This is a genomic window from Thalassospira sp. GB04J01 (assembly GCF_000751115.1).
Classification (GTDB): Bacteria; Pseudomonadota; Alphaproteobacteria; order Rhodospirillales; family Thalassospiraceae; genus Thalassospira; species Thalassospira lucentensis.
On record NZ_CCDX020000005.1, the window covers coordinates 60,679 to 79,145 of the forward strand.

At 51.4% G+C, this 18,467-nt stretch carries 17 protein-coding genes; 13 read left to right on the forward strand and 4 right to left on the reverse strand.

Annotated elements, in window-relative coordinates; translation table 11 throughout:
* Positions 1-3: 3 nt before the first annotated feature.
* From AMM48_RS01780 to AMM48_RS01820, 9 genes are all read left to right on the forward strand, one after another.
* Positions 4-861 carry an ABC transporter permease gene (locus AMM48_RS01780; RefSeq protein ID WP_102782698.1) on the forward strand — a complete coding sequence of 286 codons (858 nt, stop codon included), beginning with the start codon at positions 4-6 and terminating at the stop codon, positions 859-861.
* 437 nt (positions 862-1,298) lie between these two features.
* Positions 1,299-2,597 carry an extracellular solute-binding protein gene (locus tag AMM48_RS01785; protein ID WP_102782699.1) on the forward strand — a complete coding sequence of 433 codons (1,299 nt, stop codon included), beginning with the start codon at positions 1,299-1,301 and terminating at the stop codon, positions 2,595-2,597.
* An 82-nt stretch (positions 2,598-2,679) separates the two neighbouring features.
* Positions 2,680-3,558, forward strand: coding sequence for an ABC transporter permease subunit (locus tag AMM48_RS01790; RefSeq protein ID WP_102782700.1), 879 nt, complete (start codon positions 2,680-2,682; stop codon positions 3,556-3,558).
* Positions 3,559-3,569: 11 nt separating this feature from the next.
* Positions 3,570-4,424 carry a sn-glycerol-3-phosphate ABC transporter permease UgpE gene (gene ugpE, locus AMM48_RS01795; RefSeq protein ID WP_102782701.1) on the forward strand — a complete coding sequence of 285 codons (855 nt, stop codon included), beginning with the start codon at positions 3,570-3,572 and terminating at the stop codon, positions 4,422-4,424.
* A gap of 59 nt (positions 4,425-4,483) precedes the next feature.
* The gene (locus AMM48_RS01800) at positions 4,484-5,554 is read left to right on the forward strand and encodes a sn-glycerol-3-phosphate import ATP-binding protein UgpC (protein ID WP_102782702.1); all 1,071 of its coding nucleotides are present in this window, start codon (positions 4,484-4,486) and stop codon (positions 5,552-5,554) included.
* Between the two features lie 142 nt (positions 5,555-5,696).
* On the forward strand, positions 5,697-6,170 hold the full coding sequence (locus tag AMM48_RS01805; protein WP_102782703.1) for a GAF domain-containing protein: 474 nt from the start codon (positions 5,697-5,699) through the stop codon (positions 6,168-6,170).
* 60 nt (positions 6,171-6,230) lie between these two features.
* Positions 6,231-6,770 carry a single-stranded DNA-binding protein gene (ssb, locus tag AMM48_RS01810; protein WP_102782704.1) on the forward strand — a complete coding sequence of 180 codons (540 nt, stop codon included), beginning with the start codon at positions 6,231-6,233 and terminating at the stop codon, positions 6,768-6,770.
* Positions 6,771-6,891: 121 nt separating this feature from the next.
* Positions 6,892-7,764: a hypothetical protein gene (locus AMM48_RS01815; protein WP_102782705.1), complete on the forward strand. Its 873-nt coding sequence runs from the start codon at positions 6,892-6,894 to the stop codon at positions 7,762-7,764.
* 93 nt (positions 7,765-7,857) lie between these two features.
* On the forward strand, positions 7,858-8,262 hold the full coding sequence (locus AMM48_RS01820) for an NUDIX domain-containing protein (protein WP_244271088.1): 405 nt from the start codon (positions 7,858-7,860) through the stop codon (positions 8,260-8,262).
* Between the two features lie 30 nt (positions 8,263-8,292).
* On the opposite strand, the gene AMM48_RS01825 is transcribed toward AMM48_RS01820, so the two are convergent.
* Complete coding sequence (locus AMM48_RS01825; protein WP_347876269.1) at positions 8,293-8,850, reverse strand: YchJ family metal-binding protein; 558 nt, start codon at positions 8,848-8,850, stop codon at positions 8,293-8,295.
* A 577-nt stretch (positions 8,851-9,427) separates the two neighbouring features.
* Here AMM48_RS01825 and rpoH point away from each other — a divergent pair.
* On the forward strand, positions 9,428-10,297 hold the full coding sequence (gene rpoH / locus AMM48_RS01830) for an RNA polymerase sigma factor RpoH (RefSeq protein ID WP_022730809.1): 870 nt from the start codon (positions 9,428-9,430) through the stop codon (positions 10,295-10,297).
* A gap of 131 nt (positions 10,298-10,428) precedes the next feature.
* On the opposite strand, the gene AMM48_RS01835 is transcribed toward rpoH, so the two are convergent.
* Together AMM48_RS01835 and AMM48_RS01840 are read right to left on the reverse strand one after the other, a co-directional pair.
* The gene (locus AMM48_RS01835) at positions 10,429-10,893 is read right to left on the reverse strand and encodes an NUDIX hydrolase (protein ID WP_102782706.1); all 465 of its coding nucleotides are present in this window, start codon (positions 10,891-10,893) and stop codon (positions 10,429-10,431) included.
* Entirely contained in the window at positions 10,877-11,164 is a 288-nt protein-coding gene (locus tag AMM48_RS01840) for a hypothetical protein (RefSeq protein ID WP_102782707.1), read from the reverse strand. Before AMM48_RS01840 ends, AMM48_RS01835 begins: the two co-directional genes overlap by 17 nt.
* A gap of 203 nt (positions 11,165-11,367) precedes the next feature.
* On the opposite strand from AMM48_RS01840, the gene AMM48_RS01845 reads away from it, so the two are divergent.
* On the forward strand, positions 11,368-12,246 hold the full coding sequence (locus AMM48_RS01845) for a DUF502 domain-containing protein (protein ID WP_102782708.1): 879 nt from the start codon (positions 11,368-11,370) through the stop codon (positions 12,244-12,246).
* Positions 12,247-12,351: 105 nt separating this feature from the next.
* Here the strand turns inward: AMM48_RS01845 and recG are convergent, their stop codons facing one another.
* Positions 12,352-14,439: an ATP-dependent DNA helicase RecG gene (recG, locus tag AMM48_RS01850; RefSeq protein ID WP_102782709.1), complete on the reverse strand. Its 2,088-nt coding sequence runs from the start codon at positions 14,437-14,439 to the stop codon at positions 12,352-12,354.
* A gap of 228 nt (positions 14,440-14,667) precedes the next feature.
* On the opposite strand from recG, the gene AMM48_RS01855 reads away from it, so the two are divergent.
* Both AMM48_RS01855 and mfd read left to right on the forward strand, forming a co-directional pair.
* Entirely contained in the window at positions 14,668-14,940 is a 273-nt protein-coding gene (locus AMM48_RS01855) for a succinate dehydrogenase assembly factor 2 (protein ID WP_022730814.1), read from the forward strand.
* 7 nt (positions 14,941-14,947) lie between these two features.
* Positions 14,948-18,445 carry a transcription-repair coupling factor gene (gene mfd, locus AMM48_RS01860; RefSeq protein WP_102782710.1) on the forward strand — a complete coding sequence of 1,166 codons (3,498 nt, stop codon included), beginning with the start codon at positions 14,948-14,950 and terminating at the stop codon, positions 18,443-18,445.
* Positions 18,446-18,467 lie beyond the last annotated feature (22 nt).

The following is an 18,467-nucleotide window of genomic DNA, read 5'->3' on the forward strand; positions in this document are numbered from 1 at the left end:
ATCATGATTCCAAGTATTCCGCAGCCCAAATTCTATAAGGGTCTTTATTCGGGCTATATCACCCTATTTTTCATCTATCTCAGTGCACCGCTGATTGTTGTTGGTGTTTTTGCGTTTAATGATAGCCTGTTCCCATCTATGCCATGGGAAGGAGCCACACTTGCATGGTTCTTTGGAACCGAAGGGCCGTATATCGGGATTTTCAACGACAGTAAGTTGCTTGAAAGTATTGGTGTCTCTGCCTTTGTGGCCTTTTGGGTGACTGTTCTGTCGGTCACGGTTGGTACATGTAATGCGTTCCTGTTTGAACGCAGCCAGTTTCCGGGCAAGAACCTGCTGTATATTGTTTCGCTGTCACCGCTGGTCATTCCCGGGGTTATTCTCGGCATCTCGATACTTGTCTTTTCCAATGCCATTGCCAATGGCGTAGAGGAGGCTATTGGATGGGATCTTGAATTCCTGCGTCCGGGGCTGTTCCTTGTGATTATTGGCCAGTTTGCCTTTATCACAACGATCACGACCTTGGTGATCTCAGCCCGCCTGCGCAAATTTGACGTCAGCCTCGAAGAGGCGGCCTTAAATCTTGGCGCGTCCCGGCGTGCAGCCCTTTGGACAGTGACCATTCCGTTCCTGAAACCCGCCTTGGTGGGGGCAGGTATCGTTGCGTTCTTAATGTCGTTTGAGAATTTCAACACGACCTTGATGCTGGTGGGGTCGGATGCCCCTCTGACAATCGCGATGTTTGACCGGTTAAAACAAGGGTCGACGCCGGTGTTGAATGCATTGTCGTTGTTGCTGATGGTGGTGTCTGGCGGGCTTGCGTTGCTGTCGGTGTTTGTGCAGCGCGACAAGACGTCATGATCATTTAACGCACTTAATGTTCACAAATGAAACTATTGGAAGGGCGGCAGATTTGCCGCCCTTCTTTACGTTCAAGTTGTTGTTTGCCGTCACTGCGTATGTTTCTACAATGTTGCAGAGTCATAGTTTTTTAACATAAGCATCAAATATAAAACGATAAAATATCTTCACCCGTATTGGTTTCAAGGCAAAGTATTCGTGATCAAGGACACCTAAATGGCTCTGATGTCTGTTCACTTGAACATTTTAGTTTATGGATATCGTGCAGAATACCCCTGTTAAATAGTCATTATTGCGTATTTATAAGTTCAAAAAGTAAATTTCCGAAAACTGTCACTTGAGGAAATGCGGTTCTCGACAGAAAAAAGACGTGTTGCGCTCAACCGAACAACAGGCGGTTTGACGCAGACGTATTTTTATTTGGGAGCTAACAAATCATGTTTCGCAAAACTCTAATGGCAGCTGCCGCAGTGTTTGCCCTTGGCAACACCGCACAGGCCGCAACCGAGATCACCTGGTGGCACGCAATGGATGGGGCACTTGGTGGCGTGGTTGATCAGATCACCGCAGACTTCAACGCAAGCCAGGATGAATACCATCTCGTGGCTGTCAACAAGGGCGGTTACGAAGACACCATGACGGCTGGCATCGCAGCGTTCCGCGCGAAAAACCAGCCAAACATCATCCAGATCTTTGATGCCGGTGCCGCTACCATCATCAATGCAAAGGGCGCGGTTAAGCCAGTTCAGGATCTGCTTGAAGCCAACAATGTCAAATTCGACATCAACGACTACATCCCGGGTGTGCGTTACTTCTTTGCCGATTCAGACGGCAAAATGATCGGCATGCCGTTCAACAGCTCGACCCCGCTTCTGTATTACAACAAAGATGCGTTGGCCAAAGCGGGCGTAGATGTTCCGAAAACCTGGCAGGAATTCGAAGCGGCTGCACCGAAGCTCAAAGAAGCCGGTTATACCGCCCTTGCGCAGTCGCACAGCCCATGGATTTTCTTTGAGAACTTCATGTCGCGTCATAACCTGCAGATGGCAACCGCCAACAACGGTTACGACAGCACCGATGCCAAAGTCCTTTACAATAATGACGCGCTCAAAGATCACTGGCAGCACGTCAAGGATTGGAAAGATGCTGGCTACTACGGCTACTACGGTCGTGCATGGGGTGCGAACCAGGATGCGTTCGTTCAGCAGCAGGTCGCAATGTGGATCGGTTCTTCCGGCTCATTCGGTGGTTTGCGCAAATCCGCACAGTTTGATTTTGGTACTTCGACCCTTCCATACTGGAAAGGTGTCGGCGACGCGCCGAAATCCACCTTTATCGGTGGTGCAGCACTGTTTGCCTTTGCCGGTCATAGTGCCGAACAGGATGCCGGCGTTGCTGAGTTCTTTAAATTCCTGACCAAACCGGAAACCCAGTACTACTGGCACAAAGAAACCGGTTACGTTCCGATCACCAACGCTGCTTATGAGTTGGCGAAAAAAGACGGCTACTACACGGAAAGCCCGGATGCAGAAGTTGGCATTCAGCAGCTTTCGGAAGAAGGTGGTGAGTGGACCAAAGGCTATCGCCTTGGTTTCTATGTTCAGATCCGTGAAGTTATTTACCGCGAAGTCGACAAGATGATGAACGGTGAAGAAACCATCGATGCAGCCTTTGCAACGATTGAAGAAGAAGCAAACGGTCTTCTGAAGCGTTTCAACGACACCTATTCGAACTAATCTACTTTTCGCAAATGCGGGGCGGCCCTTGTTGGTCGCCCTGTTTTGCATTTTCCGGACTTGCTTGAAGGTGGCGTAGGCGATGAATCGCGTACAATTTGAACATAGCGCGGTGCCCTATCTTTTTGTTGCACCCCAAATTCTGATTATTTCCATATTCTTCCTGTGGCCTGCGGCCCAGGCTGTGTATCAGTCATTCCTGCTTGAAGACGCGTTTGGCATGTCTTCGCAGTTTGTCTGGTTCAGAAATTTTGAAGACGTCCTGTCGAGCAGCTCATGGACGCGGTCGGCCATTTTTACGGTCGTCTTTTCCGTTCTTGTCTCGGTCTTATCAATCGCAATTTCCTTGTTTTTGGCGGTACGCGCCGACGAAGTTGTGCGCGGTGCCAAATCATACAAAACCCTTTTGATGTGGGGCTATGCGATTGCACCACCGGTGGCCGGCTTGCTGGGTAACATGCTGTTTAATCCCCTGATGGGGGACCTTTATATGGCGTTCAACAGCTTTGGCTTTGAGTTCAATCATATCGAGAATGCCAATGACGCAGCATTTGTCGTCATTCTGATTGCCGTCTGGAAACAGGTCAGCGTGAACTTCATCTTTTTCCTGTCCGGGCTTCAGGGCATTCCCAAATCCGTGCAGGAAGCAGCCACACTTGATTGCAAAAGCCCGGAACGCCGGTTCTGGACAATTACGTTCCCATTACTGGCGCCAACCACCTTCTTCTTGCTGGTGATCAATCTGACGTACGCCTTCTTTGAAACGTTCGGCATCATTGACGTATCGACCAAAGGATCGCCCGGCGGGGCGACCGCAACGCTTGTCTACAAGGTCTATGTCGACGGGTTCCTTGGTGCGGACTTGGGCGGCAGTTCGGCCCAGTCGGTCTTGCTGATGATCATGGTCAGTGTTTTGACCGTGTTCCAGTTCCGCTTCATCGAACGCAAAGTTCATTACTAGGGGGGGCCGTCATGTATCAGTCGAAATGGCGTATATTTACCAACCACGCAATTTTGATCCTCGGCGCGCTCTTTATGATCATGCCCGTCTGGATTGCGTTTGCGTCTTCCACCCACACCCGTGAATTTGTTTTTCAAAACGGATTACAGTTTTGGCCGGGGGAGCACTTTTTTGAAAACTATGGTGCAATCCTGTTTGATCCCTCAGCAACAAAGGGCAGGGTGACCGCCCTTGAGATGCTGTTTAACAGCATGGTGCTTGGCCTTGGCTTTGCCATTGGCAAGGTCATCATCTCGATGATGGCGGCTTATGCCATTGTTTACTTCCGCTTTAAGCTCGCTGTTCCGCTGTTTTGGGTGGTTTTCTCAACCCTTTTATTGCCGCTCGAAGTGCGTATCGTACCGTCATATGAAGTCGTCGCAAGCCTTGGTTTGCTGAACACCTATACGGGATTGATATTGCCGTTGATTGCGTCAGCAACCGGGACATTTTTCTTCCGGCAATTTTACCGTTCGGTGCCAGATGAGTTGCTTGAAGCAGCCCGTTTGGATGGAGCAGGGCCCATTCGATTTTTCATCGATATTCTTGTGCCGTTATCGGTCACGATGATTGCGGCGATCTTTATCATCATGTTCGTTGTTGGGTGGAACCAGTATCTCTGGCCGCTTTTGATGACCACCGATGATCAGCTTTACACCATCGTGATCGGGATCAAGCAGGTCTATAACTCGCTTTATGAAGGCGGGCAGATTCCGCAATTCCCCAAGGCATTCGCACTGACAATCATGGCAACCATTCCGCCGGTTCTGGTGGTGGTGGTCTTTCAACGCATGTTCGTCAAAGGTCTGGTCGAGACAGAAAAATAAGCTCTGTCTCCCTTGATCCTCAGAATTGAAAATAACTTGTCCGCATACAGGATACTACGATGGCAACTGTTACACTTAATCAGGCCGAAAAAACTTACGCGAATGGCTACAAGGCGATCCATGGGATTAATCTTGAGATTCAGCACGGTGAATTTACTGTACTTGTCGGGCCGTCAGGATGTGGCAAGTCCACCTTGCTGCGCATGATTGCCGGTCTTGAAAGCATTTCGGACGGCGAGATCAGCATTGATGACAAGGTCGTCAACAAGGTTGCGCCAGCCGATCGCGATATCGCGATGGTTTTCCAGAACTATGCGCTCTATCCACACATGAGCAATTACAACAACATGGCCTATGGTCTTCGCAACCGGGGCCATAGCAAGTCGGAAATCGACAGCAAAGTGCGTGAAGCTGCGCGCATCCTGCAACTTGAAGACCATCTTGAGCGTAAACCAAGCCAGCTTTCGGGTGGCCAGCGCCAGCGTGTGGCTATGGGGCGTGCCATTGTCCGGCAACCAAAGGTTTTCCTGTTTGACGAACCATTGTCCAACCTTGATGCCAAACTGCGCGTTGATATGCGCCTTGAAATCAAAAATCTTCAGCAACGCCTTGGGATTACATCGGTTTACGTAACCCACGATCAGGTCGAGGCCATGACACTGGCGGATCGCCTGATCGTCATGAATGGGGGTGTTGCCGAACAGATCGGAAGCCCGATCGATATTTACGAAAAGCCCGAAACCCTGTTTGTTGCGGGCTTCATCGGGTCACCTGCGATGAATTTCCTGCCCGGCAAAGTATCAGATGATCGCACGCATGTTGTTGTCGGTGATAAGGTCAAACTTGACCTTGATCACGATGTCGAGGCCGGACGCAATGTGACGGTTGGCATTCGTCCCGAGCATTTCCGCCTGTGTGGCGATGATGCCGGGCCGGTAAGCGCCTCTGTGCGGATGGTCGAATCGCTTGGTGCGGAAACGCTTGTGTATCTTGATTTTGGCATCGGGAATGAAAACGTGACATTGCGTGTTCAGGGAACGCATCAGTTCGCCAAGGGCACGGTGCTTACGTTGTCCATTACCCCAGACATGATCCATCTGTTTGACTCCGAAACCGGCAAGCGTATTTGAACATATCTAATTTGTGCCTGATGAACCCCCGGCGATGATCTGTCGTCGGGGGTGCTTTTGTTTTGGGATATGGATCAATTTAACCTTGTCTCAAGCCTGACGAGCGGGTAGTTCGTAGTCTCTCAGAATTCAGGAGACCATCATGCAGGCAGATCAGAAAAAGGCGCTTTATGAAGAGGCGACAAAAGAACTGGTTAGCATCACCGAAGGCGAAACAAACGTCACTGCGTTGATGGCAACAGTGTCTTGCATCTTGTCCGAAAAGTTCGACTATTACTTTTGGACGGGATTTTATGTTGTTGATCCCAATAAACAAAATGAACTGGTTGTCGGGCCGTATCAAGGCACGCTTGGCTGTTTACGCATCCCGATTGGGCGTGGTGTCTGTGGGACAGCCGCGTCAACGCTCGAAACGCAATTGGTTGCCGATGTGCATGCCTTTCCGGGACACATCGCGTGCGACAGTCGGTCCAATTCGGAAATCGTCGTGCCGGTTGTTAATGCGGATGGGCAGTTGATTGCTGTGCTCGACGTCGATAGTGTCGAACTCAATTCATTTGATGAAATAGACCGCGTCGAACTTGAAACTTTAATGCAGCGCATTTTTGCGCAATGATAACTCACAAGTCCTGTGCATACAGGGCCACGGACAAACACAAACTTTGGAAGATAACCCATGGCTGGCAGTGTCAATAAAGTCATTCTCGTCGGAAACCTCGGCCGCGACCCTGAAATTCGGTTCACCCAGGCTGGCAAGAAAATCGCCAATTTCAGTATTGCGACCTCCGAACAGTGGCGAGATCGTCAGTCTGGTGAGCGTCGCGAGCGTACCGAATGGCACCGTATTGTTGTGTTCAACGAAGGTCTTGCAGATGTCGTGGAGCGCTTTGTTAAAAAAGGCAGCAAGCTTTACATCGAAGGCGTTCTTCGGACCCGCAAATGGCAGGGGCAGGACGGCAAAGACAATTACACCACTGAAATTGTCCTGGAAGGCTTCAACTCCAACCTGACCATGCTTGATAGTCGTGGCGGTGAAGGTGGCGGAATGGGTAGTGGATCGTCGTCTGGCGGCGGCTATGGCGGCGGCGGACAGGACAACGGCGGCAACTTCGGTGGCGGCGGTTCTGACGCAGGTTGGGGCAACGGTGGTTCGTCCTCTGGTGGCGGTTCTGCCCCGACTGGCGCCCCGGACCTTGATGACGAAATTCCGTTCTAAGTCAGACTCCAAAGTTATTTTTCAGGCACCCCAAAACGCGATCTGTGTTTTGGGGTGTTTTCTTTATGCCGATCCAATGCCATTTTAATGCGATCCAACGTTGGAATAAGAAGATCACATAATGACGACACCTCAAAAGCTTACGCTTGAAGACATCACCGCACGGGCAGAAGACGAACAGATATCACCCGTCAATTTCAAGCAGGTCAAATTAACCAAGAAATACCTTCTGCCGCGGATCAAGGAATTGCATAACGATATGCTTTTGCTGCGCCAGCAGTATGACCAAAGTTTTGATGTGTCGCTCAACAAGGGCGGCAAATCGTACCCGGAAGGGTTTTGTCAGGAAATCACCCTTGGGGTTAAAAGCCTTCTTGAGCAAAAGGTTGATTCTGCAACAAGTCCCGGACTAGTTGCAATACGTGACTTTGTACGCAACGGTGGCTTGGCAAAACGTGTCTGGGGTAATCTGCGAAATCAGTATTTTCAGAACGCTTTTCAGTTTGGCAGTCTATATGTCGATGTCTCAAATGACACGGTCGACATCCGCAAGGATAAAGTGGAAATATTGCCACTTTCCAAAGCCAGAGTGTTTCCGATTAACGATTATGATGGCTACACGGATTTGGCTGAGAAATACTGGAAAGGGCAGGTTTACCCAAATCGCGTGTTTCCGGATCTTGCCGTGATGTTTCCGTTATTCCTGATTACGCCAGACGGGAATATCGGCCTGCATGCGAACTACCAGACAATTTTGTACCGCAACATGCAGTATGATTTTGCATTATCCGAGAAATTCCTGTTCAGGAACAAACGCAAGGCGCTTGAGCTACCGACGCCATACCATGAAAAACTTGTCGCTGAATGTGGGGCGTGTGTAACCCCGGCAAGCGACGCGGAATTACATTCGTATTTCGATAATGCACGAGAAACGTCATTGCGGTTTGATGTCACTCGTTGCCAAGGAATGCTTGATCGCGCTATTGCGATATAAAACAATTATACGATCCTGCGCAGCAGGGTTCGCACCCACAGGTCGAAGGCAAGGTTGCCCATTTTGGTCGCTCCGATATTTGGAACCCCGCGCATGGGGCAAAGTTACACAGTCCAGGATTGTGCCTATGCGGTCATCAAGGATGATCAGGGCAGGGTTGCCGTGGCCAAAACGCCAAAGGGTGTGGTCCTGATTGGTGGCGGGGTTGAGCCGGGCGAAAGCGAACGTGATGCCCTTCACCGTGAAGCCTATGAAGAATCTGGCTATCGGGTTCGGATCCTGTCCCGGATTGGCTTTGCATCCCAGTATATTAATAATCCCGGCAAGGGCCGTTACCGACTAAAGCGCGCGACGTTTTTTCAATGTGAAATGGTCGAACGTATTGGGCCGCCACTTGAAGATGATCATGAACTGATTTGGCTGTCCTATCACGACGCGCACAGCCAGCTTATAAGGCTATTTCACCAATGGGCACTCGAAGTCGTCGGGAAAAGCTGACGAACCCTCAGTTTCTCAGCCAGTGTATATTTATCCACAGCATTTTTTAAATTTCTTGCCAGATCCACACGGGCAGGGATCATTACGTCCGGCCCGATGGGGCGCTGCGCTCGGTTTGATACCATTCGCATTTGGGAAATCACCATCGACATACACCCATTTACCGGCACGGCGTTCAAAGTTTGACCGTTCATGGAGGTGATGGTGCTGCCCGTTTTCATTAAATCGGGCAATGAATTCGACCTGTCCCGTCTGATCGAGCAATCCACCTGCTTTGCGGTCAATGATCTCAAGCCCGATCCAATCAGTTTGATCGTGTTCAATGCTTTTTGCATCGAACGCACCGCGCTTTTCAGCGGCGATGGTATCGGACAAATAGGCGCCATTGCGCAGAACAAAGGCACAATAGCGGGATCGCATCAATTCTTCCGCTGTGCTCGGATAATCTGCGCCGGATAGAAACCGACCGCAGCAGTGATCAAATCTGCGTGAGCTGCCGCACGGGCAAAGGTCTGTTTCTGAGGAATCGGGCATGGTTTGGCTTCCGGTCTTGATCGTTTGCGGGCGAACATAATGGTATCGCGCCATCGTAGTGATTTCCAGCTCGGGGGGAACATTTTCTGTGTCAGGATCGTTGGAAACCCTAGTACGTGACTGATGGTCAACTCTGCTGCGCAATTTGGGTCGTTTGCCTTTGTTTCGCCTTATATCGTTTATACCGTGAGTTATTGGCGCTTTTCATTCCCGACAGGAAAAGTCGGGTATAGAAATTAAAACGCTGATATCGAGTGATTAATATAACTGAAACGCTGGTCAGAAGTTCTTGACGGATTTGGTCGGGTTTAGATATATTAATTGTGCGGGTGGGGGCCCAAAGGCACCGCCGGATCGAAGTCCGGCCTATTGGCGGACAATGAAATTGTCGATTTGCTTCAAGTAAGGATGAGACACCATGAATACAGACTCTTTTCGCATCAGCTGTCCTCTCCCATAGACCTTTCAATGGGATGAAAATGCGACCGGACGACTTTGGCCTTCTTGGTCTTAATCCGGTCATCCACGTGAATAAGTTCACAAACGACAGTGTTTGCGCGTCATCTAAATTCTGACTGGCTCCGTATGCATATACAGGTGTCGACGCGTTAACCTCTCAGGAGGACAGAAAATGAGCGCCATTAAATTACCAGCTGTTTCCCAGGAAGATGGTTTCTCGGGATATCTCCGCGAAGTTTGGAAGTTTCCAATGCTGACCGTGGACGAAGAATACATGCTTGCGCACCGTTATCAGGATCATGACGATACTGCTGCTGCGCACAAGCTTGTCACCAGTCACTTACGCCTTGTTGCCAAAATCGCATTCGGGTATCGCGGCTATGGCCTGCCGATGGCTGATCTTGTGGCAGAGGGCAATACCGGCCTGATGCGTGCGGTTCAGAAATTTGACCCGGAACGTGGTTTCCGCCTGTCGACTTATGCGATGTGGTGGATCCGTGCTGCCGTAACTGAATACGTCCTGCAAAGCTGGTCGATGGTTAAGCTTGGCACGATGGCTGCACAGAAAAAGCTGTTCTTCAGCCTGCGCAAAGCCAAACGTCAGCTTAACATCTATGACAATGGTGAATTGTCGCCAGAACAGGCATCTCAGGTTGCCGAACGCCTTGGCGTTACGGATCGTGAAGCGCTTGATATGAACCGCCGTCTTGCGGCGCGTGATTTCTCGCTCAATACGCCGATGCCCAAAGACGAAGGCATGGAGTATCTCGATACCCTGTCATCGGATGCGCCAAGCCCGGAAGCCTTGGTCGGAAACGAAGAAGAACGCGTGCTTAATAATGGTATGCTGAAAAACGCGATGGGTGAACTCCCGGAACGTGAACAGGAAATCATCAAAGCCCGTTTCCTCAGCGACGATCCGATTACGCTTGAGAAACTCGGCGAACGTTTCGGTGTTAGCCGTGAACGTGTCCGCCAGCTTGAGGCCCGTGCCTTTAAGAAAATTCAGGAAAGCGTTCTGAGCCAACACGCCGCAGCGTGATCAGTTCAATCATCCGACAAAATCAGGCGACATCCAATGGGTGTCGCCTTTTTGTATGAGGAATAGGGGCATTGCTGGTATCAGCACAGGTCGCTTTGGTCGGGCGCATTATGGTCTCATGACGTGAGCCTTTAGCGCGGCTGCGCATTACCGCGAACACGTCTTGCCTTTTCGATCATTTCAATCGTCTTGTTCCAAAGCTTATACGGGGCAAGTCTTGTTGCATCGGCCCATTGCGCGTCGGCGGCATCTCCGCCGGCACATAAATCCGCACCAACGGCCTCGGCAGTAAAATCAATCAGGGTATAATGATACTGGATGATGCCATCCGGTGCGGGTGAAATCAGGTCCACCGTGTCGACAAGAACCGGGGGGGATATTTCGATGCCAGTTTCTTCAAGAATTTCACGCCTGACCGCTTGTTCAAGCGTTTCGCCAAGTTCCTGAGCCCCGCCAGGAAGGCTCCAGCTACCAATGTTGGGTTCTTTGCCCCGTTTGATCAGCAAGACATGATCGTCATGCCAGACCACAGCCCCGACACCGATGATGGGGCGCGGCAGGAATGTACGAACATCGGGGTCAGACATCGTCTTCATCGTCTTCATCGTCTTCATCGTCTTCAAGATCATCATCGGGGTCGGGGACCTCGTGAACGATTTTCCCGGTCATTTCGCGGGCGCGAATGGTTGGGGTGCCCAAAAACTGTTCTTCTGATTCAGGACGCAACGACATGACAAAATCAACCGCCGGGGCATCTCCAACCGCAAATTGACGCGCTGTTTCATAGTCAGGTGCGCGTACTTTGGATGTTTTGATGCCGACTGACCCATTGTCGTCGTATATGTATTCGACAATCCAGACCTTCAAAATAACTCCATCGGGCTGCTATTTGATGATTTGCTGTTTGTTTGGTTGCACCGCAATCTTGAATGCTGGTATCACTTAAAAATAGGGAGTTATCCCTGATCCAATGTCGCAGTAGTACCATATTCATACTGATAAATGGTGAATGCCAAAAGCTATTCTTACGGTTTGGGTATTCTAATGCGGCTTATCAGCACAGGTGACCAATGAACGCCAAGCGCGACGATAAACATGACGCGGACAAGCACGGCTCCGCACTGCCGAGCCCGGGTTTCTTTGCGCGTGTGCGCGCCTATTTCCTGACCGGTGTTCTGATCAGTACACCACTTGCGATTACCTTTGGACTGGCTTGGTGGTTTATTGAGTTTGTCGACAGCAAGGTGATGCCGCTGATCCCGGCACATTACAATCCCGAAGCATATCTTCCTGACGGCTACCAGGAATACGGTATTCCGGGATTTGGTCTTCTGGTTATGCTGGTGTTCATCACCATGGTTGGCTGGTTTACCACCAACTTTGCCGGTCGTGCTTTGATTAAGCTGTATGAGCGCATTCTGGGCCGTATTCCGGCAGTGCGCAGCATCTATGGTGCGATCAAACAAATTCTTGAAACGGTTCTGGCCAATCAGTCCAATGCATTCCGCCAGGCGGTGTTGCTTGAGTATCCACGCCGCGGCATGTGGGCGATTGGGTTCATTACTGGTGAAACCAAGGGCGAGGTTCAACACCTTACCGAAGATACGGTCATCAACATCTTTTTGCCGACAACGCCAAATCCGACATCGGGTTTCCTGTTGTTTGTGCCGCGTCAGGATGTCGTCATTCTTGATATGTCGGTCGAAGAGGCCATCAAGATGGTGATGTCTGGCGGTATTGTAACCCCACCGGATCGCCGTTCGCCCGAAGAACAGAAACAGCCGCGGGTTTCGTCGAAAACCTACGAAGACCTTGATGTGCTGCGCGAAAAAGAAAACAGCCCCATTTTGGTTTCGCGTGACATTGCCCCCCGTCAAAAGTCCGATAGTACCGAAGATACCGGGAAGGCCGGGCAGGGCGAAGATGACAAACATCGCGAAGACGCGTGATCACTTGGCCGTTGCCGGTGACTAACAGTTAAAACAAGGGCGCATGCCAAGCTGGCTGCGTCCTTTGTTGTGTCTGTCTATACGGTTCTTACTCGCGGCGTCTTTTTATCCGGACCGGAAGTATCGCACGGCCTCATCGCGTTCGAACAGATACAGCAACAAACGTAACGCTTCGCCACGTGTTTTTTGTAAATCTGGATCACGATCCACAATCAGACGGGCATCATCGCGGGCAATTGCCAATAAATCGCCGTGTAACTCCAGATTGGCCAAGCGATATTCCTGAAGTCCGCTTTGACGCGTACCAAGAACTTCGCCCGCACCGCGAAGTTTCAAGTCTTCTTCGGCGATGATAAAGCCGTCCTCTGTTTCGCGCATGATCTTAAGGCGCGCCTTGGAAACCTGTCCCAACGGGCTGCCATAAAGCAGCAGGCAGGTGGACGCCGCATCCCCACGACCAATACGCCCGCGCAACTGATGAAGCTGGGCCAGGCCAAATCGTTCGGAGTGCTCAATCACCATGATGGTGGCATCAGGTACATTGACGCCGACTTCAATAACGGTGGTCGCAACAAGGACCGATGTATCGCCATGGGCAAAGCGCTCCATGACTTCATCTTTTTCCTTAGCCTTCATTTTGCCATGCACAAGCCCGACGCGGGCGTCACCGAACAACTCAACCAAGATGCGATAGCGTTCCTCGGCAGCCTGAAGGTCGAGAATTTCTGAATCTTCGACCAACGGGCAGACCCAATAGATTTTGGTGCCTGTGCGCATAGCGCGCCCTATGCCCGAAATGACGTCATCGACCTTATCAATCGGCAAAACGCGGGTATCTACCGGTTTTCGTCCCGGTGGCTTTTCATCAAGCCGCGATACTTCCATATCGCCAAATGCGGTCAAGGTCAGGGTGCGTGGGATCGGGGTCGCGGTCATGACCAGAACATCGACAGCTTGGCCTTTGCCAGCCAGCATCAAACGTTGATGAACGCCAAATCGGTGCTGTTCATCTACAACGGCAAATGCAAGGTCAGAAAAAACAACATCATCCTGAAATAGCGCGTGGGTACCGACGGCAATCTGCACATCACCATTGGCAAACCCTTCAAGAGTTGCCTTGCGGGCTTTACCCTTGTCACGCCCGGTTAGGATCGCACATTTAATCCCGATTTGTTCGAGTAATGGACCTATCGTTTCAAAGTGCTGACGGGCCAGGATTTCGGTCGGTGCCATTATGGCTGCTTGGCGGCCGCATTCCACAGCATTGAGCATGGCCATCAGCGCAACAACGGTCTTGCCCGAACCAACATCGCCTTGCAAAAGGCGCAACATCCGGCCTTCACTGGCCATATCGTCATAGATATCGGCCAGTGCACGTTGTTGTGCGCCTGTCATGGCAAAGGGCAGGTTCGCGGCAAGCTTTTGTCGCAAATCACCCGCACCATTGGTCACGCGCCCACCAAGCTTGCGCATTTTTGCCCGGATCAGCGACAAGGCCAGTTGATTGGCGAGCAATTCGTCATAGGCAAGCCGTTGGCGGGCCGGATGATCAGGCGATAGATCAGCGGCGTCTTCGGGGTTATGAATTGTGCGAAGCGCACTGGCGAGATCAGGCCATTTATGACGCGCAACCAATGCCGGGTCGTGCCATTCCGGAAGTTCTGGAACCAATTGAAGGGCGGCACGCATTGCCTTGGTCAGGGTTTTGCCCGTCACACCGGCAGACATCGGATAGACCGGCTCGACGGTTTGAATTTCCGCGCGCTCGGCTTCTGTGCCAATCCGATCGGGGTGGGTGATCTGATATTCGTTACGATAATGATCGACCTTGCCCGACACGATGCGCTTTTCCCCGACGGGAAGCACATCATTGAGGTATTTGGCCCGCGCATTAAAAAATGACAGGACCAGAGTACCGCTGAGCGTTTTGCAAATCACGCGATAGGGCCGGCGCCGGTTTGGGGATGGCTCGTGGCGTTCGACCCAGACATCCATGGTCACAACCGAACCATCGATTGTTTCATCAAGTGGTGGCGAAAAACGACGGTCAATGATCCCCGATGGCAGGTGCCAGAGTAAATCGGCAACATGTTCACCACCGATCAAGCGCACGACCAGTGGCTTTAACCGCGGCCCGATACCGGGCAGGGTTTCGATTTCGGCAAAAAGCGGGAATAAAATTTCCGGGCGCATGTCGGTTTTCGTTGCAACTTTCGACGAGAACGTTAATAGAACAAATAGGTTTACCGGACGGGTATACAACAAAATTATCGCGCAACAACCATCAAGTCACCCTTTGATGCAAAATCACCTGATCACGGCATGGACCAAAAGCGTATTTTACCGTACAAACCATGCCACAGAATATCATATAGCGCCGTGCAAAAGGCTGCTGTGCAGAATTAAGTCAGGAGATCGATTATGACAGATAACATTTCGGAACTTGAAATGCGGCGCAAGAAGCTGCTGTTCCGTGGTGGTCATCGTGGTACCAAGGAAAACGATATCCTGATCGGTCGCTTTATGGACGAGCATCTTGCGACGTTGACCGCAGAACAGCTTGATACATTTGAAGCCCTGATTGTGGACGTTCCCGATGCTGATTTTTTCAAATGGGCGACGCGTAAGGAAGCAGCACCGGCGGAGTATGATACCGATGTGCTGCATATGATTCAGGATTTGAGCAACGCCTGATAAAACATTGAAAAAAATCAAAGAAATCTTATCATCCAAAGGCCGAAAACGCGTTGGTGGTGTCCCCGAAGGTGCGGACGCACTTGTTTTGCGTGAACTGCTTGATGCCAAGGCATCGAACAGCACGATCTTGCATGTTGTAAGCGATGACAAACGCATGGCGCAGCTGGCAGAAGCATTACGCTTTTTCGCTGGTGAGGTGGAAGTCCTGACACTGCCTGCGTGGGATTGCCTGCCGTATGACCGTGTCTCGCCGATTTCGGAAGTCACCGCACGTCGCGTGGAAACACTGACCATTTTGGCCGAAGGGGACGCCCCCAAAGCCGGACACGGGCGAATTGTCCTGACAACGGCGGCTGCGATCCTGCAGCGCGTACCGCGCGTTGATGTTATGCGTGCCGGAAAACTGGCCTTTAAGGCAGGGGCGGAATATGACCGCGCGGAACTGACCGCTTATTTCGAGCGGATGGGCTACAACCGGTCGGAACAGGTGATGGAGCCGGGCGACTATGCCGTGCGTGGTGATATCGTCGATATTTTCGCACCGGGCATGAATGAACCAGTGCGGCTTGATTTCTTTGGCGATGAGATCGAAAGCATCCGGCGTTTTGACGTTGAAAGCCAACGCACGATTGGCAAGGTCAAGGAAATCGCTCTTATGCCGGTTGGTGAAGTGTTTCTCGACCCCGAAAGCATTTCACGGTTTCGCAGCAATTATCGCGAATTGTTTGGCGCGGTTTCGCAAACTGATCCGCTGTATGAATCGATCAGTAACGGCCTGAAATATGGCGGCATGGAACATTGGTTGCCGCTGTTTCATGATGGGCTTGATACGATTTTCGCCTATCTGCCCGGTACTGTCATTAGCCTTGATTACCAATACGGCGAAGTCCTTGAAAACCGTCTTGAGATGATCGATGACTACTATCAGGCGCGCTTGAACATCAAGGGTGGTGGACTTTCGGGCGACAACGTCTATAAACCGGTACCAACCGAACGGCTGTATCTGGATCAGGCCGAATTTGACCGTATGCTGTCGGACCGGGTTGTCCTTGAATTTTCCCCTTATTACGAGGCCGAAGATCCCGAACGCGGGATTTACGACATTGGCGCGCGTGCAGGGCGTGATTTTGGTGATGTGCGCGCACGGGCCGATACCAACCTTTACGAAGCGTTGCGGGACTTCATTACCGAACAACGTGGCAAAGAAAACCAGATCGCCATTGCGGCCTATTCTGATGGATCGCGTGATCGTATGGTTTCGCTTTTGCGTGAACATGGTGTTGGTAAAGTCGTTACCGCAGAATGCTGGGAAGACATTACCGATGATCTGACATTTGAGCAGGTTGCGGTTGTTATCCTTGATATGGAACGCGGTTTTCGCCGAGAAGGTTTTTGGTTCGTCACCGAGCAGGATATCCTTGGCGACCGGATGAGCCGCCCGGGTGGGCGCCGTCGCAAGGCTGATAATTTCCTGCGTGAGGCCTCCGAGATTTCCGAAGGCGATCTTGTGGTTCATCTTGAACATGGGATCGGACGGTATCTTGGCCTAAAGACCGTTACGGCTGGTGGTGCACCGCACGACTGTCTAGAGCTGGAATATGACGGCGGTGACAAGCTGTTCGTTCCGGTGGAAAATATCGAAGTCCTGTCGCGCTATGGCTCGGACGAGGGGCTTTCAATCCTTGATAAGCTGGGCGGCGTTGCCTGGCAGGCGCGTAAGGCCAAGCTGCGCGAACGTATTCGCGATATGGCGGCCAAACTGATCAAGGTCGCGGCTGAACGTCATTTGCGCAAAAGTGCCGTACTCAGCGCGCCTGAAGGCAGCTATGACGAATTCTGTGCCGGGTTCCCTTTTGCCGAAACCGAAGACCAGGCACGTGCAATTGTCGATACGCTCGACGACCTTGCGGCAGGAAAGCCGATGGATCGTCTTGTCTGTGGCGATGTCGGCTTTGGCAAGACCGAGGTCGCCATGCGGGCCGCCTTTACAGCCGTGATGTCAGGCAAACAAGTTGCCATCGTCGCCCCGACAACACTGTTGTGTCGTCAACATTACCTGAACTTCAAGGAACGCTTTGACGGGCTCCCTGTGCGTGTTGAGCAACTGTCGCGTCTTGTGACCGGTAAAAACGCCAAGCTGGTCAAGGACAACCTTGAAAGCGGACATGTTGATATCGTCTGCGGCACGCATGCTTTGCTTGGCAATGGTGTTCATTTCAAAGACCTTGGTCTTTTGATCGTCGATGAAGAACAGCACTTTGGCGTTAAACATAAAGAGCGTCTGAAAGAACTTAAATCTGACGTCCATGTTCTGACCCTGACGGCTACACCTATCCCGCGCACCCTGCAACTCGCTCTGACCGGGGTTAAGGAACTGTCGATCATTGCGACACCGCCGGTAGACCGTCTTGCCGTGCGGACATACATCACACCGTACGATCCGGTGGTTGTCCGTGAGGCAATTTTGCGCGAGCGCCATCGTGGCGGGCAGGTGTTTTATGTTTGCCCACGGGTCAATGAGCTTTCGCGTGTTGCCAAGGAACTCGAAGCGCTTGTTCCGGAAATCAAGTTTGATGTTGCCCATGGTCGAATGGGTGCACGTGACCTTGAACAGGTGATGACCGACTTTACCGATCGCAAGTTTGATTTGTTGCTGGCGACCAACATTATTGAATCGGGCATTGATGTGCCCAACGCCAACACCATGATCATTCACCGTGCGGATATGTTTGGTCTGGCTCAGCTTTATCAGCTGCGCGGTCGGATTGGGCGGTCAAAACAACGTGCGTATGCCTATCTGACACTGCCGAATGGCAAGAAACTGACCGCAACAGCGCTTAAGCGGCTTGAGGTCATGCAGACCCTTGATAGCTTGGGTGCTGGCTTTAACCTTGCCAGCCACGATCTTGATATTCGTGGGGCCGGGAACCTTTTGGGCGAAGAACAATCCGGCCATATCAAGGAAGTCGGGATCGAACTTTATCAGCAAATGATCGAAGAAGCTGTGGCCGAAGCCAAGGGTGAGATCGAGGCCTCTGACGAGGCAAGCTTCATTCCACAGATCAATATCGGTATGCCGGTTCTGATCCCGGATCGCTATGTGCCTGATTTGGGCGTGCGTCTGGGGCTGTATCGGCGGATTTCTGAATTGCGATCACGGGAAGAAGTCGATCAGTTTGCAGCAGAAATGATTGACCGGTTCGGCAAACTCCCCAAAGAGGTGGAGAACCTTCTGGATGTTGTGACCATCAAACAATGGTGTCGTGTTGCCAATATTGAAAAGCTTGATGCCGGGCCAAAAGGGGCATTGATTACCCTGCGTAACAATGAATTCCCAAATCCGGGCGGACTGGTCGGCTTTATTCAGCAACAGGTCGGTGTTGCCCGATTGCGTCCCGACCATAAGATCGTCTATGCCGCGGGTTGGGATGGACCGACCGATCGGTTGGAAGGTCTGAAACGCTTAATGAAACGGCTTTCGGATATCGCAGAAAAAACATAAAGAAAAGGCGGGTAAAAAATTG

Bases quoted from the DNA above. Each gene is read 5' to 3' on its own strand.
- AMM48_RS01780 (WP_102782698.1), top strand. From the start codon at position 4: ATGATTCCAAGTATTCCGCAGCCCAAATTCTATAAGGGTCTTTATTCG.
- AMM48_RS01785 (WP_102782699.1), top strand. From the start codon at position 1,299: ATGTTTCGCAAAACTCTAATGGCAGCTGCCGCAGTGTTTGCCCTTGGC.
- AMM48_RS01790 (WP_102782700.1), top strand. From the start codon at position 2,680: ATGAATCGCGTACAATTTGAACATAGCGCGGTGCCCTATCTTTTTGTT.
- ugpE (WP_102782701.1), top strand. From the start codon at position 3,570: ATGTATCAGTCGAAATGGCGTATATTTACCAACCACGCAATTTTGATC.
- AMM48_RS01800 (WP_102782702.1), top strand. From the start codon at position 4,484: ATGGCAACTGTTACACTTAATCAGGCCGAAAAAACTTACGCGAATGGC.
- AMM48_RS01805 (WP_102782703.1), top strand. From the start codon at position 5,697: ATGCAGGCAGATCAGAAAAAGGCGCTTTATGAAGAGGCGACAAAAGAA.
- ssb (WP_102782704.1), top strand. From the start codon at position 6,231: ATGGCTGGCAGTGTCAATAAAGTCATTCTCGTCGGAAACCTCGGCCGC.
- AMM48_RS01815 (WP_102782705.1), top strand. From the start codon at position 6,892: ATGACGACACCTCAAAAGCTTACGCTTGAAGACATCACCGCACGGGCA.
- AMM48_RS01820 (WP_244271088.1), top strand. From the start codon at position 7,858: ATGGGGCAAAGTTACACAGTCCAGGATTGTGCCTATGCGGTCATCAAG.
- AMM48_RS01825 (WP_347876269.1), bottom strand. From the start codon at position 8,850: ATGGCGCGATACCATTATGTTCGCCCGCAAACGATCAAGACCGGAAGC.
- rpoH (WP_022730809.1), top strand. From the start codon at position 9,428: ATGAGCGCCATTAAATTACCAGCTGTTTCCCAGGAAGATGGTTTCTCG.
- AMM48_RS01835 (WP_102782706.1), bottom strand. From the start codon at position 10,893: ATGAAGACGATGTCTGACCCCGATGTTCGTACATTCCTGCCGCGCCCC.
- AMM48_RS01845 (WP_102782708.1), top strand. From the start codon at position 11,368: ATGAACGCCAAGCGCGACGATAAACATGACGCGGACAAGCACGGCTCC.
- recG (WP_102782709.1), bottom strand. From the start codon at position 14,439: ATGCGCCCGGAAATTTTATTCCCGCTTTTTGCCGAAATCGAAACCCTG.
- AMM48_RS01855 (WP_022730814.1), top strand. From the start codon at position 14,668: ATGACAGATAACATTTCGGAACTTGAAATGCGGCGCAAGAAGCTGCTG.